The sequence below is a fragment of the Methylobacterium sp. Leaf117 genome (genome assembly GCF_001422985.1).
In the GTDB taxonomy this organism is placed as follows: domain Bacteria; phylum Pseudomonadota; class Alphaproteobacteria; order Rhizobiales; family Beijerinckiaceae; genus Methylobacterium.
Genome location: NZ_LMNL01000036.1, coordinates 228,760 through 251,813, shown reverse-complemented (window position 1 = coordinate 251,813; position 23,054 = coordinate 228,760). Strand labels below are relative to the sequence as shown.

Annotated in this window: 15 protein-coding genes; 5 read left to right on the top strand and 10 right to left on the bottom strand. The window is 64.9% G+C overall.

Annotated elements, in window-relative coordinates; genetic code table 11:
• Positions 1-127 precede the first annotated feature (127 nt).
• The 5 genes from ASF57_RS20175 to ASF57_RS20155 form a co-directional block, all read right to left on the bottom strand.
• Positions 128-3,508: a maltotransferase domain-containing protein gene (locus ASF57_RS20175; RefSeq protein WP_056486635.1), complete on the bottom strand. Its 3,381-nt coding sequence runs from the start codon at positions 3,506-3,508 to the stop codon at positions 128-130.
• A gap of 172 nt (positions 3,509-3,680) precedes the next feature.
• The gene (locus ASF57_RS20170) at positions 3,681-8,582 is read right to left on the bottom strand and encodes a malto-oligosyltrehalose synthase (RefSeq protein ID WP_056486633.1); all 4,902 of its coding nucleotides are present in this window, start codon (positions 8,580-8,582) and stop codon (positions 3,681-3,683) included.
• Positions 8,582-10,384, bottom strand: coding sequence for a malto-oligosyltrehalose trehalohydrolase (gene treZ, locus ASF57_RS20165; protein ID WP_056486631.1), 1,803 nt, complete (start codon positions 10,382-10,384; stop codon positions 8,582-8,584). The genes ASF57_RS20170 and treZ overlap by 1 nt, the downstream gene beginning before the upstream one ends.
• 417 nt (positions 10,385-10,801) lie before the next feature.
• Complete coding sequence (glgX, locus tag ASF57_RS20160; protein WP_056486628.1) at positions 10,802-12,901, bottom strand: glycogen debranching protein GlgX; 2,100 nt, start codon at positions 12,899-12,901, stop codon at positions 10,802-10,804.
• 68 nt (positions 12,902-12,969) lie between these two features.
• Positions 12,970-14,391 (bottom strand): trehalose-6-phosphate synthase, encoded by a 1,422-nt coding sequence (locus ASF57_RS20155; protein WP_056188935.1) that lies wholly within the window; start codon positions 14,389-14,391, stop codon positions 12,970-12,972.
• 389 nt (positions 14,392-14,780) lie between these two features.
• Here ASF57_RS20155 and ASF57_RS20150 point away from each other — a divergent pair, with 389 nt between their 5' ends.
• The 5 genes from ASF57_RS20150 to ASF57_RS20130 all read left to right on the top strand — a co-directional run bounded on the left by ASF57_RS20150 (position 14,781) and on the right by ASF57_RS20130 (position 17,555).
• A complete protein-coding gene (locus ASF57_RS20150; RefSeq protein ID WP_056486625.1) occupies positions 14,781-15,263 on the top strand; it encodes a hypothetical protein in 483 nt (160 codons plus the stop codon).
• A 10-nt stretch (positions 15,264-15,273) separates the two neighbouring features.
• On the top strand, positions 15,274-15,669 hold the full coding sequence (locus ASF57_RS20145) for a phage holin family protein (protein WP_056486622.1): 396 nt from the start codon (positions 15,274-15,276) through the stop codon (positions 15,667-15,669).
• Positions 15,666-16,058 carry a DUF3618 domain-containing protein gene (locus ASF57_RS20140; RefSeq protein WP_056188424.1) on the top strand — a complete coding sequence of 131 codons (393 nt, stop codon included), beginning with the start codon at positions 15,666-15,668 and terminating at the stop codon, positions 16,056-16,058. Before ASF57_RS20145 ends, ASF57_RS20140 begins: the two co-directional genes overlap by 4 nt.
• Before the next feature lie 89 nt (positions 16,059-16,147).
• On the top strand, positions 16,148-16,855 hold the full coding sequence (locus ASF57_RS25040; protein WP_082504224.1) for a hypothetical protein: 708 nt from the start codon (positions 16,148-16,150) through the stop codon (positions 16,853-16,855).
• A 148-nt stretch (positions 16,856-17,003) separates the two neighbouring features.
• Complete coding sequence (locus tag ASF57_RS20130) at positions 17,004-17,555, top strand: alpha/beta hydrolase (protein ID WP_056486615.1); 552 nt, start codon at positions 17,004-17,006, stop codon at positions 17,553-17,555.
• A gap of 3 nt (positions 17,556-17,558) precedes the next feature.
• Here ASF57_RS20130 and ASF57_RS20125 read toward each other — a convergent pair whose 3' ends face one another.
• The 5 genes from ASF57_RS20125 to ASF57_RS20105 all read right to left on the bottom strand — a co-directional run bounded on the left by ASF57_RS20125 (position 17,559) and on the right by ASF57_RS20105 (position 23,019).
• Positions 17,559-18,578: a TIGR01620 family protein gene (locus ASF57_RS20125; protein WP_056188433.1), complete on the bottom strand. Its 1,020-nt coding sequence runs from the start codon at positions 18,576-18,578 to the stop codon at positions 17,559-17,561.
• A 21-nt stretch (positions 18,579-18,599) separates the two neighbouring features.
• Entirely contained in the window at positions 18,600-20,039 is a 1,440-nt protein-coding gene (locus ASF57_RS20120) for a YcjX family protein (protein ID WP_056486612.1), read from the bottom strand.
• A gap of 134 nt (positions 20,040-20,173) precedes the next feature.
• Positions 20,174-21,310, bottom strand: coding sequence for a hypothetical protein (locus ASF57_RS20115; protein WP_348528144.1), 1,137 nt, complete (start codon positions 21,308-21,310; stop codon positions 20,174-20,176).
• A gap of 226 nt (positions 21,311-21,536) precedes the next feature.
• Positions 21,537-22,055 carry a histidine phosphatase family protein gene (locus tag ASF57_RS20110; protein ID WP_056486606.1) on the bottom strand — a complete coding sequence of 173 codons (519 nt, stop codon included), beginning with the start codon at positions 22,053-22,055 and terminating at the stop codon, positions 21,537-21,539.
• A gap of 112 nt (positions 22,056-22,167) precedes the next feature.
• On the bottom strand, positions 22,168-23,019 hold the full coding sequence (locus tag ASF57_RS20105) for a MoxR family ATPase (protein ID WP_056188445.1): 852 nt from the start codon (positions 23,017-23,019) through the stop codon (positions 22,168-22,170).
• Between the last annotated feature and the right edge of the window lie 35 nt (positions 23,020-23,054).

Genomic DNA, 23,054 nt, shown 5'->3' with positions numbered 1-23,054 from the left:
TCCGCATCGGCCACTTGCAAGAGGCGACCATGCGTACCGTCCACGGCGTGTGTAGGCGCCGACACTGAGGCGATACCACGACGATCGAATCCGATCGCCGGGTTTTTTGCTGTTGGCGCCACGCGGGTCACGCGACCCGGATTGGTGCCCGGAGGCGCCAGATCACCGTCGAACGCTCGGCAGGATCGAGGGCGATCCGATGCGATTTTCCACGTAGCTCGAACTTGTATCCGAGCAGCAGATCCTCGACTTCGACGGCGCCGTCGTCGGGCTGGCCCAGCAGCCACAGGGGCACCTCATAGGTGCATTCCTGCCGGTTCCGCGGATCGAGGTTGACGAGAACGAAGATGCAGTTGTCACCGTCGGGCGTGATCTTGGCGTAGCCGATGATCTGATCGTTGTAGGCGCCCGTGAAAGTAACGTTCCGGAAATCCCACAGGGCCGGATTGTCGCGCCGGATGTGGTTCAGCTTGATGATGTGATCGCGGATGTTGCCGGGCCGGTGATAGTCCCAGGCCTTCAGCTCGTACTTCTCGGAATTGAGGTACTCTTCCTTCCCCGGATAGGGCTCGGCCTCGCACATTTCGAAGCCGTTGTAGATGCCCCAGACACTGGAGAGAGTCGCGGCCAGGGTGGCTCGTATGACGAACCCCGAACGTCCGCTCGTCTGGAGATAGATCGGATTGATGTCCGGCGTGTTGGCGAAGAAGTTCGGGCGATAATACTCACCCATTTCGCCTGCGAGCTCGGTCGAATAAGCGATGAGTTCCGGCTTGGTGTCACGCCAAGTGAAGTAGGTATAGCTCTGCTGGTAGCCGGCCTTGGCGAGTTTCTTCATCATCTTCGGCCGTGTGAAGGCCTCGGCCAGGAAGATGACATCCGGATAGCGGGCATTGACCTCCGCGATCATCCACTCCCAGAACGGGATCGGCTTAGTATGCGGATTGTCGACCCGGAAGATACGGGCTCCGAGCTTGGCCCACCCCAGCACGATGTCGCGCAGCTCGATCCAGAGCGATGGCAGTGCACCGCCGTAGAAGTGAACGTTCGAGATGTCCTCGTACTTCTTGGGCGGATTCTCGGCGAACTTGAGCGTCCCGTCCGGGCGCCACTCGAACCATTCCGGGTGGTTCTTGATCCAGGGATGATCGGGCGAACACTGAATCGCGAAATCGAGTGCGATCTCCATGCCGTAGGCGTGACTGGCGGCCACGAGACGACGGAAATCGTCGAGCGTGCCGAGGTCCGGGTGAACAGCTTCATGCCCGCCCTCCTCCGAACCGACCGCGTAGACCGAACCGACATCGCCCGGCAGAGCCGTCAGGGTGTTGTTTTTGCCCTTCCGATTGGTCTTTCCGATCGGATGGATCGGGGTGAAGTAGAGCACATCGAAGCCGAGTTCGCGGATCTCCGGCAACCGTCGGATGACATCGTCGAAGGTGCCGTGGCGGGTGACGTCCATCGATTGCGAGCGGGGGAAGATTTCGTACCAAGCCGAGAACCGCGCAGCGAGACGATCCGCGATCACCGGCACGTTCACCGGGTAGCGCGAGAGATTGATCCGCGGTGCATGGCGGCGGATCAGACTGGCGTTCTCAGGCTCCAGCATCAGGTCGAGCTGCGCGGCTGAGCCACTTTCCTGCGCATCGAGATCCGCAACGAGGGCCTTCAACCGGTCGCCGTCGGAGCCCCGCGCATTTTCCGCCGCGCCCATCACGAAGGTCACGCCTTCGATCGTCTCGAGGCGGACGTCGACGCCGGCATTGCGCTTCTTCAGCGTATCGCGAACCCACGACGAGTACCCGTCACGCCATGCCTGGATGGTGAACTCGTAGCGGGCGTTACGGAGGAGCGGAAAGTGCCCGCCCCACCGGTCATTGTCCACGAACACCATCCGATCGGCGCGCCAATCGCTTTGACCGACCACCCGGGACAGGATTTCGGCATCGATGATCTCGTGTCCGTCACTGAAGATGTCGGCTGTGACCTGGACACTCTCGCCGACGACGCGCTTGACGGGGGAGCGACCGCCGTCGATCTCGGGCATCACGGCCTCGATCACCACCCGCCCTTCCCCCGAGGGTGTGGAAAGCTCCGGGGCCTGAATCGCCCCAGCGAGATCAGCGGCCAGGATCCTGACCTCACCGGGCACAAGGGCCATGGCGACGCCGGCCTGGAACGTGATCGGTGCCACCTCCGGTGTGCGGTCGATGAAATCACCGAGCCCGCCGCCCACGCGGGCAAGCAACACACCGGGCTCGACCGCCACGGAGATGTCGGTCGGATTGTAGAGCATCAGCGTGGCGCTGCGGGCCGACGCGCCGTGGCCGGTATCGAAGCGGAGCAGCGCCGCATAGGGCGCGTCCGGCGATGAGATGCGGGCCTGGGCGCCCTCGACATTGGCGGCGGGAAGTTCCGCGCGCAAAGCGTTGATCGCCGCGACATATCCGGAAATGTCGATCCCGGTATCGGTTTCACGGGTGTCCGGGGTCGTCTCAACCACGTGGAGGGATCGACGATAGCCCCACTCGTACCCAATCGGCATGAGCACGCCGGCCGAGAAGAACGCCGACAAGGCGTAGCGCGCCTTCAGCCGCATCGCGATGGCGGTCGGATCATCGCCAAGCTCGGCCGCGAGACGCGCCATGTCGTGGTTCTCGGGAAAAGCGATCGACGGCGCGATGACGCGAAGACGTTCGTATTGCTCGAGGGCCCACGAGGCTTTCAGATCCCACCAGGCGAAGCTGTTGAAGAGATAGTCGAAGCCCGCTCCGGCCGTCGATTGGGCCTCCTCGAACGTGCAACCAAGCGTTTCGGCAGCGAACAGGCAATCGGATTCCAGCGCCTTCGCGGCCGCAATGACGTCGCACCAGACGGTCGCCGGAACCTTGTAGGCGGCGTCGCAGCGGAAGCCCCGCACGCCCAGATCCTGCAGGCGGTTGACGTAGGCCGACCACAGGCCGGTGAGTTCCCGGCGCGATGCCTCCGCGTGGTAATCGAGTTCGGCAAGGTCGCCCCAGACCGTGCGCTTCGACGGATCATCCGGATCGACGGCGTAGGGACTTTCGATGTTGCCTTCCGCATCCTTGACGAACAGATCCGGCCGCTGGGCAGCCAGGGGACCATCCATGGCGGTGTGATTGATGACCAGATCGGTCATCACACTTAGGCCCTGCGCGCTTGCTGCGGCGCAGAAGCGACGGATCTGCTCATCGTCCGAGGTGCCGTCCTGATCGCGGAAACGCTCGTCGAGGCGGTCCGGGTCGGCCACCGCGTAGAGACTCCGCGAGCCACCCGTCTGGTGGAAGGGATTCAGATAGACCCAGTCAAATCCCAGGGCGGCGATGCGCGGAAGCTCTGCGGTCCACGCCGAGACGCGCCCGACGAGGAGGGGGAACAGGTTATAGATCCGCGGCCCCTCTGCACGCGGCGCAAGGCTGGCGGGTAGCGGCACCTGACCGGCTGCGGTCCGCGCGGCGGCGGTCGTGGCGGGGCTCGGTGCGTTCATGCGTGCTCCATTTCGTTCCTGCGATCACCATCCAGGCCCCACCGTGAAGGGACTTGGGGACGCGCACGAGGCGAGTCCGAAGGATGCGCAACCGTGACGGCGAAGACCGATCGCTTCCCCGTATCCATCCGTGCAGTGCGCCCCACGCTTGCGGGACGCACTGAATCGATCCTCAGCGGGTCCGCTTCAGGACCGCGTAGGGCAGACGCGCAAAGGCCCGTCCGAGTTCGATCCGGCCGTCGTCCGAGACGATCTCGTCACCGGTCACGAGATCGACCCAGTCCGATCCCGGCGTCACCGAAAGGCTCGTGCCGGCAAAAGGCTCGCTCGACCAAACCGCATCGCCGACAAACCGCGCGATCAGGCGCGGGATGGCGACCACGAGGTCACCCTCCCCCGTTGTCGCATCGGAACGTATGAATGCAATGACATGATCCGCGCGGGGTCCCGAACCTTGGATCGCCTGATAATCGGCATCCGCGTAGAAGCTCGGACGCGCGGCACGGTCCATCAGCAGTTTGGCGAGCGTCGCCTGCTTGACGCGCCCGTCCGGCCAATGCGCCAACAGGTCGACCGCCGATGTCTCCTGATCGAGCGCACGGGACAGGGCCGGATAGTCCACCGGGCGGCGATTATCGGGATCGACGAAGGAGAAGTCCCAGAACTCCGTGCCCTGGTAGGTATCCGGGAGGCCGGGCAGCGTCACCTTCAGAACGGTTCGCCCCAGACCGGCGATCATGCCGAGGTGGGCCAGACGACCGGCGAAGGGGCGCATCTGTGTCAGGAAGGCAGAGCCGGGCGCGATCAGCTTGGCGAAGAGAGCGTGGACGGCCCCTTCGTACCCTTCATCGACGTTGACCCAGCTCGATCGACGCTTCGATTCCCGAAGCGCCTTATCGGCGTAGGCGTCCAGGCGGCTTCGGAAGTCCTCGATGGCGCCGGCATCGTCGTGTTCCAGCAGTTCGAGCGGCCATGCTCCGAGAATGGCTTGGAAGAACATCCACTGATCGTTGGCATCGGGCACCGCTTCCTCGTCGATCACGGTGAGATGCGGTTGGGCAAGCGTCGTCCAGATGTCCCAGGCCGCAGCCCAGTCCTCGGGTAGTTCCGACAGGGCGAGCAGACGCGACCGGGCGTCCTCGCCACGCTTGGTGTCGTGGGTTGCGGTGGTGATCATCGCGTTCGGCCAGTCGCGAGCCCGCGCGGCCTGAAGCGCATGGAAGTGCTCGGCATCGATACCGTACTCGCCCGGGTCGCCGCCGACCTCGTTGAGAGCGAGCAGTTCGGCGAACCGATAGAACAGCGTGTCCTCCAGGCTCTTCGCCATGACCGGACCGGTGAGCTGCTGGAAGCGACGGCGGAAGCGCAGGATCACCTCGGGATCGGGCCGACCTGGCCCCGTCACGTCGATGCGTCCGAGCATGGCGTCTGCGGCGAAGTCGTGGACCGAGCGGTCCGGCAGGGCGCTCCAGCGCTTAGCCTTCTTCACGGCCGTCTCGATCAGGCGGACGTCCTCGTCCTCGACATCGCTCTCGTCGAGGTCGCCGGGCAGGTAGCTGCGATAGGTCGGGAAGCGGGCGATGATCTCGATCAGCGCCCGGCGGATCGCGTTGACCGAGAAATCACGGGTGCGGCGGTCGGCATCCGCCACGCCCTTGAGATCGGACGTCATCACCTCGAGCTCGGAGGCGAAGCTGATCTCCAGGATTTCCGCTTTCGCCGCCCGAAGCATGAACTTGTACGGCTCGTCGAACTGCGTCCGGCTCTCGTAGAGCTTACGAATTTCGGCGCGCTTGCCCTGGTCGACGAGGATGCCGTCGAGATGGTTGAGCACGTCGTATCCGGTGGTGCCGGCCACGGGCCACGGGCGCAGGCGCTCTCCGGGCTCGAGAATCTTCTCGACCACCACGTAGAAGCCAGGTCCGATGGCGGCCTGGAGGGCACGGGCGTATCCGAGAGGGTCCGCGAGGCCGTCGATGTGATCGATGCGCAATCCGTCGATGCGTCCGGCCGCGATGTGGCGGAAAATGGTTTCGTGCGAGCGCTGGAACACCTCGGACTTCTCGACGCGCAGGCCAGCGAGACCGTTCACGTCGAAGAAACGGCGGTAATTGATGTCGCTGGCCGCGATACGCCAATGCGCGAGCCGGAAGGATTGCTGCTCCAGCAGCCGGTGCAGCGGACCGAAGCTGTCCGGGTGGCCCTTGGCGCCGTTCAGCAGCTTCAGGGTTCGCCCGATGGCCGCCGAGATGGCCGGAGAGGCCTCGACGGCTTCGACAAGGCGTTCCTTCAGTTCTTCGGCTTCCGCCGGGAAGGCGCGACGGCGTTCGTCGTTGGTCTCCTCGCCCATCAGGCGCAGACGTTCGGAGATCCCGAGAACCTCCAGGGCCGCCGCATCCTCGATATCACCCAGCGCCGCCAGCGACCGATTCAGGATCGTCGGGTATTGCAGCGGGCAGATCGGGAATTCGTGCTCGTAATGCCAGATGCTGAACGCGCCCTTGTCGGCGTCGAACTTCAGCTCCAGCGTTCCCTTCTCCAGGGCCTCGCCGTAGCGGTCGCCCAGGAAGGGCACCACGAGCTTGTTCTTGGCACCGAGGCGCGACCAATCGATGTCGAACGCTTCGGCCGAGGGTGAGAGGCCACCCCATTCCAACACCGACAGCCACCCGGGATTGTCCGCACCGCCAACGCCCATGTGGTTCGGCACGATATCGAGAAGGAGCTTCAGGCCGGCACCGTGCAGGGCGTCGCTGAACCGTGCGAACCCCTCTTCTCCACCGAGTTCCGGGTTGATCGTCGAATGATCGACGATGTCGTATCCATGCGTCGAGCCGGGACGCGCCTTCTGGATCGGCGACGCGTAGACGTGGCTGATACCGAGTTTGGCGAGGTAGGGGACGATCTTCTCCGCGTCCGCGAACGTGAAGTCCTTGTGAAACTGGAGGCGGTAGGTCGCGCGCGGTGGTGCGGAGGCAAGCCGTGCGGCACCGGACCGAGGGCCGCGTTCCTCGGCCGAGAGCGAAGCCGCGAGCTTCGCCAGCGGGCCGCCCGGAGCCGCGATGCTCTCCAACGTGCGATCAAGCTTGCGCCGCCAATTGGGGTAGCCCTCGGTGGAGCCTGGGACATTGGCCTGGGACAGTTCTGAGACGACGTCCTCGTACTGCACGGCCGTCAGCATCGATGGCGCGCGGCCGAGATAGCGCGCAGCCGCCTCGAAGGGTGCCGCCTCGGGCGGATCGTAGCTCGGGAGCAACTGCTCGCCGGCAAGAGCTTCCGTCAGACGGGCGCGCTCCTCCACGCGCTCGCGACGTTCAGCGTCGGCGCGCTCGGAATCGTACAGGCCCAGGGACTGCCGTGTATCGGTATCGACACCCCGCCACCAACCGACAAAGGTCGGCAGGTCATGGGTGGTGATCGCCGTCAGGGCGTCGCGCGGGTAGGCCGCCGGCGGCTTGAAGCGACCACCCTCCTCCCGCTCGAAGGCGAGGATACGATAGCTCAGGATGCCGGCCAGCATCAGTGCGTCGGAGAACCCCTCCGGGGCCGTACCGAGATCCTCGGCGATGACGAGGCACTTGGCCCGGTGGCTTTCCAGGCGCAGGACCGCGAGCATCGGCTCGAACGGCATGCTGACATACGCACCCTCCTTGGCCGAACGTCCCACCGGGATCAGGAACAGGCGCGCGAGCTGGAAAGCGTGATCGATGCGGATCGCGCCGGCATGGCGCATGTTCGCCACCACCAGCGCACGGAAGGCGGCGAGACCGTCACGCTCCATCTCCAACGGATGGAAGGCAGGCAAACCCCAATCCTGGCCCTTCGGAGCAAGGAGATCCGGCGGCGCACCGATCGACACGCCGTTGGCGAAACGCTCAGGATGCGACCAAATCTCGGAGCCGCCGCGATCGGCGCCGACAGCGAGGTCCCGGTAGAGACCCAGGCGCATGCCGGTGGCGAGTGCCGCGTTGGCGGCGTCTTCGAGCTGTGAATCCGCCAGATATTGCAGCCAGATATGATAGGTGACCGCGTCCGCCCGCTCGGACGCGAAAGCGCGCACCGCTTCGGTGCCGTTCCGGCGCATCTCCTCAGGCCAGTCTCCAAGCCATTGAGCACCGTCCGCCTGGTAATGCTCGGCGAGAGCTTCGAAGGTCCCATGCGCTTCGAGGTCCTTGCCTCCCGCCGCACGGAAGGCTGCGAACCGGGCGTCCGTACCGTCGCGCGCCGCCGATTCCTGCCAAAGAGCGCGCAGGACCGGGGAAAGGACGCCCCAGATGCCCGCATGTTCGACGAGCTTGGCCTCGCGCAGGGCCTCGACCCGATCCGCCATCGACGCAAGCAGTTCCGCGGCCTTCGACCCGACGAAGCCCGGAAGCGCGCCGGGCTCGATGAAGAGGGTCTCAAGAAACAGCCGCGACGACGGTGAATAGGGCGATATCTTGGTCCGATCCGTCGCGAACAACGCATGCACGGGGCTGAGCCCCAGGAACGAAGCGCCCCGCAAGCCGGCGTCGCGCGCTGCGCGCCCGGCATCGACATAGGACCCAATCCCAAGATTGTGGGGGGATCGCAATCCGTAGAGTTGCGCCGCCAGTCCCCAGTCCCGCGCGCCCTCGTCTGCGTAAGCCCGGGGACGCCAGCATCGCTGCGGCGCAGAGATCACCCAGGACTCGGACCGATGGTCGCCGAGATGAACGCTCAGACGGTGATAGCCGGGCGTCAGGGGAGGCAGCTCGAAGCTCGCACCCGTGACGGCGACGCGACCCTCGCGGTGATGTCCCCGCTCATCTTCGAGGCGCCAGGACAATGTTCCGGCGGCACCTTGCACTTGGATCGGCACATTGGCAGCGCGGCGTGCCTCTGCGGGTATCAATGGCGGGATCAAGCCACGGCGCACGGCCTCGACGTCGGCAAGGCTCGCGGCAATCTCCGCGTCCGACCCGACCGGGAAACCCAGGGCCGCAATCATGCCGCGCCGAACTTCGATCGAGGTGTCGACGGGCTGCCCGAAGGCATCGGTGTAGCCGGCAGCGACGCCGAGGAGGTCGGCGAGGCGTTCAAGGTCGCGGCTCATCACTTCACACCCGTCAGGAAGACACCCGTCCAGGACGGGAGTTCGATCGATCCGTTTCCGGTCCCGCTCGACCAGATAACCTGGCTGCCGTCGCGCTCCACCGCGAAGTCGTCCGTCCCCACATTGGCGACGAACCGCAGGAAGCCACCCTCGTATCTCCACGTGCAGTCGACGACGTCAGGCCGAGGGAGCGTCACTTCGGCACCAAGGTAGCGGGTTTTGGTGAGAGGCACGACGGATTGATGGCGGATCTGGAGGAGGTTTCGCGTGTCCGCGAGCACAGCGCGATGCTGAGGCTGGGAGCGCTCGGCCCAATCGATACGGGAATCCGTGAAGGTCTTTTCCTCCGTCGGATCGGGAATCACCGACGTATCGTCGGCAAAGGCTGCAAAGCTCTTGAACTCCCGACGCCGCCCCTCGCGGACGGCTTTGTTCAGGTCTTCGTCCGGCGCGAAATCGACGAAGAACAGGAACGGAGCCGTCGCCGACCACTCCTCGCCCATCCACAGCATAGGAATCTGGGGGCTGAGCAACAGCCCAGCCCGGGCAAGCGCAAGCTTTTCAGGGTCGCAGAGAGTGTTGAGACGTTCGCCCAGCGCCCGATTACCGACCTGATCGTGGTTCTGTAGGAAGGTGACGAAGGCCGAGGGCGGCAGGTGAGCAGACGGCTCGCCGCGCGGGTGATTGTCGAGCGTCGGGAACGGCTCCCCCTGATAGGCGAAGCCCTCTGACAGGCAGCGAGCCAAATGCGCCACCGGCTTGTCGGCAAAGCTGGCGTAGTAGCCGGCATCCTCACCGGTCAGCAGCACGTGCCAGCAATGATGAAGGTCGTCCGCCCATTGGGCAGTGTGCTGGATCGGCTGCCCATCGGCGTTCCGCTCCAGCCACCGGGCCTGGTTGGCCTCGTTCTCCAGCACCAGGTGAATGTGACGCCCTGGAAGTCGAGCGCGAATGGTCTCGGCGAGCTCCCCGATGAAATGCTTATCGGAATCATCGAGAATGGCGTGAACGGCATCGAAGCGCAGGCCGTCGAAGTGAAACTCCTCCAGCCAATAGATTGAATTCTCAATGAAGAAGTCGCGTACCACACGACCGCTCGTCTCACCGTCGAAGTTGATCCCCGCGCCCCACGGGGTTTGATGGCGCTCGGTGAAGAACGTCTTCGCGTAGGCGTTCAAATAGTTTCCGGTCGGGCCGAAGTGGTTGTACACCGCATCTAGAAACACCATCAGGCCAAGACTGTGGGCCTTGTCGATCAGACGCTTAAGATTTTCCGGACGACCGTAAACACCGTCCGGTGCATAGGGGAGCACACCGTCGTAGCCCCAGTTTCGCGTGCCCTGAAAGTCGGCGAGCGGCAGAAGCTCGATCGCCGTGACGCCGAGGTCGCGCAGATCGTCGAGCTTGGCTTCAAGGGCCCCATAAGTGCCCTCGGGGGTCGCGGTGCCCACATGCACCTCGTACAGGACCACCTCTTCCCACGGACGTCCGGTCCAGTCGGAATCGGTCCATTCATAGGCTCGCGGGTCGATGACCTCGCTCAGCCCCGAAACGTCGTCCGGTTGAAAACGCGATGCAGGATCCGGCACCACGAGGTCGCCATCGATGCGGTAGCCGTATCGCGCGCCGCTTCGGGTCCCCGGCACCGTCACTTCACGCCATCCCTCGCCAGCATCCGGGATCGCGTGATCTGTTCCGTCCAGGACGAGGGCCACGTCCTTCGCCGTCGGCGCCCACAGGGCAAACCGGACGCCATCCTTCATCAATTCGCTGCCGAAGGCCATGCTGTGGGCGCGCCGCATCAGACTGTCATCTTCCGTGTCTCGCGTTCGCCAGGGGTCAGTGAGCGTCCGTCGCACCTTGCAGAAGCCGGGCCGCCGCCTCTTGTTCCCTTCGGCTTCGACCGCGCGACGAAGCGTGGCCCGGAAGCGACAACCATCTGGCATCGATCTCTTGTGCGCCTTACCGGTTGGTAGACCATCAGGGTCTGCGGATGACCGCGCCTGCGCTTCCTCTCTCGGTGCTCAGAGATCGAAATTTCGGCGCCGCAGCAGCGGTGGCGTGCGTCACCGCAGAAGCGCAGGACTTCACGACTTTCCGGCGCATGAGCGTCTGAGACCTCTCTGCAGGTAGGCCGGAGCCCAGAGCAGAGGCGGTCGGAATCGCTGCCTCACTGGCTCCGCCGGTGAAAAGTTGTGCCGAGAAGACGGCTTTCCGACCTAAGTCCGGTAAGCCGATGCCGGGCGGGCCCGCAGAACGTAGACCGCCTGAGCCTCGAGGTGGACGCCGGCGCCGACTGGGAACAGGGGCTGTCCGGCGGGCACGGACCCAGCCTGACGGGTGGTATCGAAGATCAAAGTCCACGGCCCGCCGATGACCGGCGCCAAGGTGAAGTCGCACGGCGTATCGGCCGCGTTCACCAGGATCAGGAGCCGATCGGCCTGCGGTAGATCATTGCCGATCTGCATCCCGAATGTTTGGCGCTCAGGGTCGACCCAATCCTGATCCCCCATTTCTGCCCCTTGGGGCGCGAGCCAGTGAACGTCGCGCAGGGATTCGCTCTCGGTGAACGCACCGGTGAGATAGGCCCGACGGCGAAGCGCCGGTTGCTCCCGGCGAAGCCGTGTGAGGTTGCCGATGAACGTGGCGAGGCTCGGGTCGGGATCGGTCTCCCAATCCATCCAGCTGGTGGTGTTGTCCTGCGCATAGGCATTGTTGTTGCCGCCTTGGCTGCGGGATCGCTCGTCGCCCATCAGCAGCATTGGAACACCCTGAGCCAGGAACACCATCGCCAGGAGATTGCGCTTCTGGCGGTTCCTCAGGTTGAGAATGGCAAGGTCGTCGGTTCCACCCTCGACTCCGTAGTTGCGAGAGAGGTTATGCCCGTGTCCGTCACGGTTGTCCTCGCCATTCGCAAGGTTGTGCTTCTCCTCGTAGGCAACGACATCCGCCAGGGTGAAGCCGTCGTGGGACGCCGCGAAGTTGATGCTGGCGAGGGGCCAGCGACCGGAGGCGGCGAAGATCTCGCGTGAACCGGAGAGTCCCTGTGTGACTTTTGCGAGCGTTCCGCGATCCCCACGCCAGAAACCCCGGATGCTATCGCGGAATTGGTCATTCCACTCGCTCCAGCCTCGGGGATAACCACCGAGCTGATAGCCGCCGGCACCGATGTCCCAGGGTTCTGCAATCATCTTGACGTGCGCCAGGATCGGGTCCTGGGCGACGGCCTGGAAGAAGGCGGCCTTTGCGCTGAAATCATGCGGGTTGCGCGCCAAGCTGCTCGCGAGATCGAAACGGAAGCCCGCAACCCCGTAAGCGGTCACCCAATGGCGCAGGGAATCGAGGACCAACTGCATGACGCGCGGATGGTCGAGGTCCAGGGTATTGCCGCACCCGGTGCAATCGAGTGTGTCGCGAGGATTGCTCGGATCGAGTTTGTAGTAGCTGGCGTTGTCGACGCCGCGGAACGACAGGGACGGGCCGCTGTGGTCGGCCTCCGCCGTGTGATTGTAGACGACATCAAGGATCACCTCGATCTCGGCGGCTGCGAGTTCCCGGATGGCAGCGCGCAGGCCCCCGATGCCGGCTGGCCCGCGATAGCGCGGGTCTGCAGCGAAGTAGTTCAGCGGCGAGTAGCCCCAGAAGTTGACCAACCCCTTTTCCACCAGGAAGCGGTCGTCGGCGAAGGCCTGGATCGGCAGCAACTCGATAGCCGTGACACCGAGCTTCAGCAGATGCTCGATGATCGCCGGGTGGGCCAGGGCCGCGTAGGTACCCCGCGCCGCTTCCGGAACGTCCGGGTGGGTCTGAGTGAGGGCCTTGACGTGCGCTTCGTAGATGACGGTCTGCGACAAGGGTCGCCGGACTGGGCTGACGGCGAGGTCGGGAACTTCCGGCGGTGTCACGATGCCCCGGGGCATGAACGCCGCGCTGTCACGTCGATCGATCTGGTCGGGCCGCTGAAGCCCCCGCCGGTGGCCGTAGAGCGAATCGTGCCAGCGGATTCGTCCCTGGATATCCCGCGCATAGGGATCGAGCAGCAATTTGGCGGGATTGAACCGATGACCGTTCGCAGGGTCCCAGGGTCCGTGGACGCGGTAGCCATAAAGTTGCCCGGGGAAGACGCCGCGCAGGTAGCCGTGCCAGACGTCGTCCGTTCGACAGGGCAAGCGGATGCGGCGCGTCTCATGGCGTTCGCCGTGGTCGAACAAGCAGAGATCGACGGCCGTTGCGTGCTGCGAGAAGAGCGCGAAATTGACGCCGCGCCCATCGAAATGGGCGCCGAAGGGCGCCGGCACGCCGTCTTCGACGCCGATCATGTTATCCGTAGCCATCAAGAAGTTGGTGCCGTCCCGGGTTCAAGGCGCCGAAGGACGACGCCGGATGATCATTCCGCAGCGGCCGCCGTGCGAGGTGGCTCACGCTCGATCGTCCGAAAATTCTCGAGCTCCGCCATGAAGTTGCGGGCCCACCAATCGACATCCTCGCGCGTCATGCGCTCCAACATCGGCTTCCACCGCTCCAGGCGCTCGCCACGCGGCATGTAGAGCGCCGTCCGGATCGCTTCCGCCACCTCGAACCGGTCGTAGGGATTGACCAGAAGAGCCTCGGGCAACTGTCGCGCGGCACCGGCAAATTTCGACAGCACGAGGACGCCAGGATCCTCCTCGGTTTGAGCGACGACGTATTCCTTGGCGACAAGGTTCATGCCATCGCGCATCGGCGTCACCAGCCCGACCCGCGCCGCACGATAGAGGCCCGCCAGGACTGGGCGTGGATAGGCCTTGGTGACGTACTGGATCGGCGTCCAGTTCGGTTCACCGAGGGTTCCGTTGATGTGCCCGACGGTCTCGTTCACCTCTCTGCTGAGATCTTCGTACTCGGGGACTTCGGTCCGAGATTTCGGCGTGATCTGCAGATAGACCACGTTACCGCGCTGATCGGGGTTGGAAGCGAAGAACCGATCGACGGCCTCCATTCGCTCAGGCACGCCCTTCGAATAGTCGAGCCGATCGACGCCGATCAGGAGCTTCCGCGTCCGCAATCCAGCCATCGTTTCGCGAACCGTGCGGTTCGACCCGGCGTTCTCGGCAGCTTCCTTGAACCCAGCGACATCGATGCCGATCGGGAAGCTGCGGATTCGGGTACGGCGTCCATCCACCATCAGCGAGCCGCCGCCGAGGGGAATCGCCCGGAGTTCGTCGATGAGATTACGCGTCAGGTTGTGGACGTCGGGATCGGTCTGCAAGCCAATGAGATCGTAATCGGCGATCCCGCGCAACAGATCGCCGCTCGCCGGCAGCGTGTTGAACACGTCGGCCGCCGGCCAGGGAATGTGGTGGAAGTAGCCGATGGGATTTGCGATCCCGAGGCCACGTAGTTCCGAAGCCAGGGGGAGAAGATGATAATCGTGCACCCAGATGATGTCATCGGGCTCCACGAGATTGGCCAGGGCGCGCGCGAAGATGCGATTGACCCGCTGATAGCCGGCGTAATCCGAGCGCGAGAATGCACCGAGGCCGAGCCTGTAGTGCATGATCGGCCAAAGGGCGCGGTTGGCGAAACCGCTGTAATACTCGCGATGGTCTTGGGGTGACAGATCGACCACGGCGTAACTGATATGCCCCCGGTCGATCAGGGTCGGCTCACTCGAAGGGTTCTCGACGACGTTTCCGCTCCAGCCGAACCACAACCCCTCGTAAGCGGTGAACGCTTCCTTGACGGCGACGGCGAGACCACCGGCCGCCACAGCCTTGCCCCCTTCCTCGGGGATTGCAACGCGGTTCGATACGATGACGAGACGTGCCACGAAGCCGGCTCCGGTCCTCACGGGTCTTACGCACAAGCGCGTTCGACCGAAATGATACATTGGGTGAACGCGCGGAAGCCAAGCGCGATCCGTCGATGCAGCCAAGCGCGTTCGATGCATCTGGGTCAAGGCCTGAATGCCTCGGGTTCACGGCGAACAACGGCAGCTTGAACCTCACCTCGCCCTGATCAGCGATGCCTTTCGGCGCATAAGATGCATGACCGCCGGTTTACGACGGTCAAGCTTAGACGGTTTAGCGAGTTCGACCTGAACGGCGGCTGAGGCTCTTGCTGTCGAGGGTGTTACGAAGAGCGGAACCCTGCCTCTCCCGAGGCTGTTGAACCGTGGCAAATTGGTAATCTGCCCAACCCGTGCCGAGGAGTGTCTCCGTGACCGCAAATCAATCCCCAGGGCCCTCAACGGGTGCGGAGCCGGTGAACCCGACGGCCGACTGGAAAGCGCTGCGCGGCGATGTCGAGGGGATCGCAGACGTCGCCGCCGAGCGCGGACGCAGCTTCGTCGATGCCGCCCGTTCCCATGCCACTGACTACGTCGATCAGCGCAAAGGCGACGCCGCCCGTTCGGTCACGGACCTCGCCAAGTCCGTGCGGGAGTCGAGCAAGACCTTCGAGGCTCAGCCCAACATCCGCGCCTTCTTCGACAGCGCCGCAGACGGACTGGAACACCTCGGAACGTCGATCGAGGAGCGCAGCTTCTCGGAGTTCTACGAGGACGCTGAGGCGTTCGCTCGCCGCTCTCCCGTCGCGGTGGCGGTCGCCACCTTCCTGACCGGTTTCGTGGTCGCGCGCTTCATCAAATCGACGAGCGCGGCGCCCCTGAACGAAACCTACCCGACGCACCATCGACTGTGAGGTTCGGGATATGACCACCGGTCCGCAATCCAGTATTCAGGGCCTCATTGGCGATGCCCTGCGCGAAACGAATGAACTGGCTCGGAAGGAGATCGCTCTCTTCCGAAACGAGATGACGAGCAATGTCCGCGCGCTCTTCATCGGGCTCGGACTCCTGGTCGGCGCCGCCGTTTTCGGCGTCGTCGCCTTGTTCGTCCTGGTGGACGCGCTCGTGAAATGGCTGGCCACCGTCGTGCAATCGGAAGCCCTCGCGGCACTGATCGTTGGCGGCGTCCTGCTGATCGTGGCCGTCGCTCTCGCTCTGTTCGGTAAGAACGCGATGTCCCTGTCGACCCTCGCGCCCGTTCGTACCTCCCGTCAGGTCCGCCAGGATGCCCGCACCTTGTCCGAAAGGGTATCAGGATGACCGAGTCGTTGAACGACCTCGAAAAGGATATCGAAGCGAGCCGGGCTCGCCTCGATCAAACGATCGATCAGATCCAGGACAGACTGTCGGTCTCCAGCATTGTCGACGAGATGCTGGGCAATGCCCGGCAGACTCCTCTGAGCGGTGCCTATGATGGCGCACTCGAAGCCGTGCGGCGCAATCCGGTCCCGGTTCTACTGATTGCAGCCGGAATCGGTTGGTTGCTCCACCGGATGTCGACGAACCAGACCGCCCCGGCGGTGCGTCGGCGGGGACGTCTCGCCGTCGAAGGTCTTCCGGTCACGAAGACCGGAGCCGACCGCGTCTACGATCCCGACCTTCCGACACAGCGCCCGGCCCATTCCCTGTCGAGCGAAACGCAGATCTGAGGTCCTGAGCCAACGATCACGCTGATCTGCTCCTCGTGGGCACCGTGACCCGATCCTCAGAGACCATCGCCGACCATCAGGAGTTTCCCATGAGTTCGACCCAGAAACCCGGCGACCAGCATCGTTCGCTTCCGGATGATATCGCTCTCGCCGCAGGGATGCCGCGCGGCCATCAAACGGAAGGATCTTTGCACGACATCCCGAGCCCGAGCCATCACACGGGAACGCAGACTCACAGTATCCATACGGGTGGCTTCAATGAAGGGTCCATGGCGGACGAAGCCGCAGCGCGGGCAAGCGACCTTCGGGATCGGGCTGCCACCGCGGCGAGCGACACCCGCGATCGTCTGTCGGACACCGCAAAGGATCTTCGGGAGCGCGCCTCGGACGTGTACGATGATGCACGGGGATGGGCTTCGGAAACGCACCGGGAAGGACTTCGCCGGGTCAACGATTTGAGCGATCGCAGCAGTGCTCGCCTCCAGGACGGCAAGTCTGCAGTCGAGGACTTCGTGGCGGAGAATCCTCTTCTCGTAGGCGTCGTCGGCCTTGCAGCCGGTCTTCTGATCGGAGCCTTGCTGCCGCGAACCCGAACCGAGGACCAGAATGTCGGCCCCTGGGCGGATGAGGTCCGCGACCAGGGGCTGCGTTACGCCCGTGACGTAACCCACCGCGGCCGCGAATTCGTCGCGAGCGCACTCGATCCTGAAAATCTGAATGCCGCCGTCCAGCGTGCCAGCTCGGGTGATCAGACCCCTTCGGCGACCCCTCACGATCGGACTTCAGCGCCGAACTGATCGTCGGGTGCGCTTCTAAACCTCAGACGAGGACAGTGCCGCTTGGCGCTGTCCTCGTCTTCGTTTGAGACATGATGTGACGCAATCGGTCGGGGGGGCCTGCATCTCGGCTCGACGCCGCTTCGCAGAGCCACTATCGACTGACTGCATGAAGATTGCCGATTGCGAAATTTTGATCCTGCCCGGCTATGCGGGGTCCGAAGACGACCATTGGCAGGCGCGGTGGGCGGACCGGCTCTCGACGGGGCGGATCATCGTACAGGACGACTGGAATCACCCGGATCCCGACGCATGGCGTACGCGGATCGTGGAGGCCGTGAATGCGGCAGTTCGTCCCGTGATCCTGATCGCTCACAGTCTGGGTGTCGTTGCAGCCGTTCAGGCGTCACCGCATTTCCGACCCGGTGTCGTTCGCGGAGCCCTTCTGGTCGCGTTTCCGGACGTCGAGACGACGCCGAACCTTCCCGCCAGTGTCACGGCTTTCGCGCCCGTTCCGCGTGAGCCCCTTCCCTTCCCATCGCTGGTGGTTGCCAGTCGAAACGACCCGTACTGTAGCTACGAGCGGGCCGAGGATTTCGCCTATGCCTGGGGCGCGGTGGTCGTCGATGCCGGCGAGTCGGGCCACATCAATGTCGCCAGCGGGCATGGCCCATGGCCGGAGGGCTTGATGCGGCTCGCCGGTTTCCTGAAATCCCTTTGATGTTCAGGGCTTCTCGGATTCAGCGAGAGGTTTGAGCAATTCGCCAGCGACGTCGGTCAGGCGCGGCGGCGCTTCCCGAACGAAGGGCAGAGGCCGACACACCGCCATAGCGGCGAGGCCGAAGCGAGCGGTCATCAATCCGTTGAGAACACCCTCGCCCAGTTTCGCCGATACACGGGCCGCGATGCCGAGGCCAAGCACTTGCTGGACCATGCTTTCGCCCACCGCCATGCCGCCCGTGACGGTGAGATGCGCGAAGGCCGAGCGGGCGAGCCGGAGGAATCCCAGGAATCCAGGCCGTCCACCATAGATCGTTGCGATACGGCGCAGGAGACGGACAGCGGCGAAAACCACGAAGGCGACGTCGACGATGGCGCGCGGGCTCAAAGCCGTCACCGCCGAGACCTGCTTCGCGGCTGATGCGATGGCGTTGCGCGCCTGTCGGTCGAGGGGGGCGAGCAGCTCGTGCTCGGCAAGGCCGATCCGATCGTCCACGTCGAGAATGGCGTCGCCCAACGTATCGAGCCGCATCCTGCCGGCGTTCAGAGCGCTGCGATCGGCATAGAGCGCAGATAGGTCGCGCACCACGGCCTGAGCCGAGGAATGATCGCGCGTCGCGATGGCAGCGACGGCCTTGGCCCGAACCCGCTCGATCTGCCGCTCCCGCCAGATGCCGGAGAGTTCGCGGGCGAGGATGGCCAGGAACGCGATCGCGGCGATCGCCAGCAGAACCAGAGCCACTGCGCCAAGCCAGGGCGCAGCACTGAACAGATCGGCGATCATGCGCTCGACCGAGAGGCCGACCCCTAAGGAGACGAGGCCACCCAGAGCGACGAAGAGCAGGCTGAGCCACGGAGCCCGGCTCCGCGGTGCCACCGGAACCGCGACACCATCGGCCGCCTCCACGATCTCGAACGGCTCGTCGACGATCCGTACGTGCGGCGGCGGCACCGCGCCCTCGTCCGCGTCGACCGTCGTCGAGGACGGAATTCGGAAAGCGCGGGGACGTTGGGTCGAACTCATGGCGGGGCGTCCTGGCGAGCGTTAAGCGAGCTTGTCGCCGATGAGGAACTGCATGGCACGATCCAGGCGGATCTGCGGAAGATCACCGGGCCGGCCGAGAGCATCGGCCTTCACCAAGGGCGGTCGAAACCGGGGGAAGCGCAGAGAACCCGGTGGCACTGCGCCTTCCAGGACCGCTTCCGGCCGCTGCGGCAGTTCCCCCGGGAAGATCGCCGCTTCACTCAGGCCGTCGAAAACGTCGTCGCCGACCGTTTCGCCAGCTTCTGGTGTCCCGGATACCGTGCGGAGTTTCTCGTCGCCATCGTGGATTGTCGTCTCCCGCGTGGCCCGGACGGAAGCCAGTGCCACCGTCCCGACCCGGGCGCCGGCCGCCTCGGTTCGCCGCATCGCACGCGACACCAGGAGCCGCAACAACGCGTCGAGCCGGTCATGGCTGGTCTGATGCAGATGATCCGCCTTGGTCGCGGCGAACAGGATACGCTCGGCGCGGGGCGCGAACAGGCGCGACAGGATGGTGTTGCGACCGATGCGGAAGCTGAGCAGCACTGAGTCCAGCGCTTCCTCCAGTTCGGCAAGGGCGGCCGGCCCGGCGTCTACCGCGGCAAGCATGTCGACCAGGACGATCTGGCGATCGACACGCTGGAAGTGATTCCGGAAAAACGGCTCCACCACCTTCGCCTTGTAGGCTTCGAAGCGACGTTCCATCAGCCCGGCGAGGCTGTCGGAAGGCAATGTCTCCGGGAGACGGTCGAGCGGCGCAAAGGTCAGCGCCGGCGAACCTGCCAAGTCGCCCGGCATGAGGAACCGTCCTGGCGGCGTGGTCGCGACCGCTTCGGGGCCAGCCCGTAAGGCTGACAGATAGGTCTTGAAAGCTGTGCTGGCATGCTCGGCGACGACCTCGTCGAGGGGCGCCAGTGGATCGAGTCCCTTGAGGATTTCGAGCCAGGGTCCAGCCATCGCGGCACGTCCACTGCGCCGTGTGCCGGCAATCGTCGCCCGTGACCAGGCGGTGTAGGTCTGGTCGATCAGCGCAAGGTCGAGGAGCCATTCTCCCGGATAATCCACCACGTCGAGCATCAACGTCCCCGGCCCGGAACGCCAGGAGCCTGCGCGCTCGTACTCGATGGCCAGACGGAACTGGCTGATCCGGTCGGTGGAGCGGGGCCACAGGCGCTGCTCGGTCAGCGCTGCGTAATGCTCCTCGTAGGGGAAGCGCGGGATATCGTCGTCCGGTTGAGGCACCAGGCGCGCCCGGCGCAGCCGCCCTTCATGCGCGGGCGCGAAGGCGGGCAACGCATGCGCTTCCACGAGATGATGGATCAGCGCGGTCGTGAACACGGTCTTGCCCGAACGCGCCAGTCCGGTGACGCCGAGCCGAAGGGTCGGCTGGATCAGAAGATCACTCGACGCTTCGGCGAAGGCCTTGACCGCGGAACCCGCGCGCGCGGCAAAGCTGTTCATGGCAACCTGTTCATGGCGTAACGGTGCTTCCTGAGACGGCGATGCGGAGAAAGCGCCGAGCGTGGCGTTGAGGTGGCGGCCGGACCCGATCAGCGCAAGACTCCGCGAGAAGACGGTCCCGGTTGCTCGTATGGTCAGGGCGGCGAGACCGCAATTGCCGAGCGTGTATTCACGTTCATGCGAGCCATGGCAGCCCCCACCAGGGTTGGGCTGGCACGCAGAGTTCCAAGTTCGACGCTCGACATGGCGAGCATGACAGGCTGCAGATTGATCAGCGGCTGCCCCTCGGGACCGAAGAGCTTGAGGTCGTCTTCGACCTTCAGGCCGACGCTTGCGGCGATCCGAGCGGCATAATTCCGTATCCGCGTCTCATCGTTCCCGCAAAGCGGTGTGGGCGGGCTGAGATCCAGGAGGTTAGAGCCTGCCACGATCGGCGGCAGCTGAGCAGATTCGATCACGAAACGCTCTTGCAGCCCAATATCCGACGCGACACGGGATGAAGAAACCGGTGTCAGGCGTGCCTTCTTCTTCATCGCCTCCTTCTCCAGCGTCCTGTTGCCAAGCACAGACTGACCGAGAACGGCAGCGGGTTCCACGAGCAGGACCGATGGCTTTGCAATCAGGGTGGAGGGCTTAACGAGAAGCTCGGAGTGCCTGACTAATAAGCCGCTTTGTGGCGCTTTCGGACGGGCCATCCGAGCCAGGGGGGACCAGGGCTGGACGCGGAGCGGGCCGCCTCGACTGGTATTCGCGGGCCGCGACGCGCCACCGCGCGGATGCCGGGCCAGGAACCGGGCCCGCAGCGTTCGATTGATGCCGCGCGGTGCGAGGTCGGTGGCGACCTTGGTCGATGGTACACGTCCAGCAAGAGGGGCGCCGCCGATCCGACATTCCGCCGGCGCCCAGCGTCTTACGATCGATAGGGCCGTGCGGCGTTCGTATTCGCGATAGTATCGACGCAGCAACTGCGCAGCGGCGTCTGCCCCGTCACTGGCGGTCGCGAAGCCCGTATGCCCCTCGGTGTCACCGCCGATTTCGCCGGACCAGCGCGCGCGCTTGATGCACCAGTAGTTGTTCAGCTTGACGCAGCGCGCCACAAAGGCGGGGGCTGCGGTGGCGTAGCGCGCGACGAGCGCGAGGGACGTCGGCTGGAGGCTGGCCCCGGCCTCGAACTGCCAGTTGGAAACGACGCGCGTCTCAGCCTCGTATACCGGAAGGACGCGTGGAGGTGGCGCCAAACGGGCGCTCAAGTCCGCGACATTCTTCGACACGCTTCGCACCGGCCCTTCGAGGCCCGGCAGCAACGTTGTGAGAACGAGAAGCGTGGTAAGGAGCACGGGATCTGCGAAGCTTGCCGGGGACGGGTGAAACGAGCGGTGGACGGCAAGGGTTCAATCCGACGGCAAGGGTTCGATCCAACGGCTAGGGTTCGATCCGCCCGCACCCGTTCAACCGCGCGCGCTTGGCAAAGCCGCTCCCACTGGAGGCCGCCCGGAATCAATCGTCGATGTCGAGATCCTTCGGCGTGGCGAACCGATCCAGGCGACCGGTGCCGGAGCCGATCGCGCTCCAGCGTGCCGCGTCGAAGTCGATCACCGCGACGGCCGCGGTCGGAAACTCCAGCATCAGGCGCTTTCGACCCGCTTTGTCGCCGGTGCCGGCCAAGCGCAGTGCGAGTTCCTGAAGCCCCGGGTTGTGTCCGATCATCAGGAGGCTTCCGGCCTCGTCGGGAGTCGCCTGCACCACCGCGAGAAGTGCGGAGTCCGGGGCCTCGTAGATCGACGCGACGATCTTCGGCTCCGGACCCTTCAGGACGGTCTGGACGGCGTCCCAGGTCTGGCGGGTGCGCAGCGCCGGCGAGACGACGACGGCATCCGGGGTCAGGCCTTCCGCGACGAGGTAGGCGCCCATGCGCGGTGCGGCCCGCTGGCCGCGCGGATTGAGCGGACGGTCCAGATCGGTCACCCCGGGGGCGCGGTCGGACTTGGCGTGACGCAGGAGGATCAAGCGACGCATGCGGGGAGCAGCTTTCGGCGCGAGGAGAGGACGGGATCCGGGATCGAGGGCTGCCGAGAACCAGAATCCCGTCCTGGTCCGGCGCCGTGCCCATGCCCTACGGCGTTTGACGTCAGCCGCCGCGCTGATCCCGGCGCATCATGAAAGCGAGCTTCTCGAAGAGGCTGACATCCTGCTCGTTCTTCAGGAGCGCGCCGTGCAGCGGCGGGATCAGCTTCCGGCCATCGCGCTCGCGCAAGGTCTCGGGCGTCACGTCCTCGGAGACGAGGAGCTTGAGCCAGTCGAGCAGTTCGGAGGTCGAGGGCTTCTTCTTCAGGCCGGGGACCCCGCGGGTCTCGAGGAAGACGCGCAAAGCCTCCTCCACGAGGCGGTGCTTGATGCCGGGGTAATGCACCTCGACGATGGCCTTCAGCGTCTCCGCATCGGGGAAGGTGATGTAGTGGAAGAAGCAACGGCGCAGGAACGCGTCCGGCAACTCCTTCTCGTTGTTCGAGGTGATGATCACGATGGGGCGCCGCTCGGCCCGGATCGTCTCGCCGGTCTCGTAGACGTGGAACTCCATCCGGTCGAGTTCAGTCAGGAGATCGTTCGGAAACTCGATGTCGGCCTTGTCGATCTCGTCGATCAGCAGCACGGGCCGCTCGGGGGCCGTGAAGGCCTCCCACAGCTTGCCCCGCCGGATGTAGTTGCCGATGTCGGACACGCGCGGGTCGCCGAGCTGGCTGTCCCGCAGGCGCGAGACCGCGTCGTACTCGTAGAGACCCTGCTGCGCCTTGGTCGTCGATTTGACGTTCCAGGTCAGCAGCGGAGCGCCGAGGCCCTTGGCGATCTCCTCGGCCAGGACGGTCTTGCCGGTCCCCGGCTCGCCCTTCACCAGGAGCGGCCGTTCCAGCACGATCGCGGCATTGACCGCCGTGGTCAGGTCGGAGGTCGCGACGTAGTCGGCGGTGCCGGTGAAGCGCATGGCGGAACTCGCGGGAGGGGGGCCGGAAACAGGAC

What these genes read in the sequence shown, in the direction of transcription:
- ASF57_RS20175 (WP_056486635.1), bottom strand. Translation starts at nt 3,508, where the DNA reads ATGAACGCACCGAGCCCCGCCACGACCGCCGCCGCGCGGACCGCAGCC.
- ASF57_RS25040 (WP_082504224.1), top strand. Translation starts at nt 16,148, where the DNA reads ATGAGTTCGACCCAGAAACCCGGCGACCAGCATCGTTCGCTTCCGGAT.
- ASF57_RS20125 (WP_056188433.1), bottom strand. Translation starts at nt 18,578, where the DNA reads ATGAGTTCGACCCAACGTCCCCGCGCTTTCCGAATTCCGTCCTCGACG.
- glgX (WP_056486628.1), bottom strand. Translation starts at nt 12,901, where the DNA reads ATGATCGGCGTCGAAGACGGCGTGCCGGCGCCCTTCGGCGCCCATTTC.
- ASF57_RS20120 (WP_056486612.1), bottom strand. Translation starts at nt 20,039, where the DNA reads ATGAACAGCTTTGCCGCGCGCGCGGGTTCCGCGGTCAAGGCCTTCGCC.
- ASF57_RS20170 (WP_056486633.1), bottom strand. Translation starts at nt 8,582, where the DNA reads ATGAGCCGCGACCTTGAACGCCTCGCCGACCTCCTCGGCGTCGCTGCC.
- treZ (WP_056486631.1), bottom strand. Translation starts at nt 10,384, where the DNA reads ATGCGGCGCGCCCACAGCATGGCCTTCGGCAGCGAATTGATGAAGGAT.
- ASF57_RS20145 (WP_056486622.1), top strand. Translation starts at nt 15,274, where the DNA reads ATGACCACCGGTCCGCAATCCAGTATTCAGGGCCTCATTGGCGATGCC.
- ASF57_RS20140 (WP_056188424.1), top strand. Translation starts at nt 15,666, where the DNA reads ATGACCGAGTCGTTGAACGACCTCGAAAAGGATATCGAAGCGAGCCGG.
- ASF57_RS20130 (WP_056486615.1), top strand. Translation starts at nt 17,004, where the DNA reads ATGAAGATTGCCGATTGCGAAATTTTGATCCTGCCCGGCTATGCGGGG.
- ASF57_RS20110 (WP_056486606.1), bottom strand. Translation starts at nt 22,055, where the DNA reads ATGCGTCGCTTGATCCTCCTGCGTCACGCCAAGTCCGACCGCGCCCCC.
- ASF57_RS20105 (WP_056188445.1), bottom strand. Translation starts at nt 23,019, where the DNA reads ATGCGCTTCACCGGCACCGCCGACTACGTCGCGACCTCCGACCTGACC.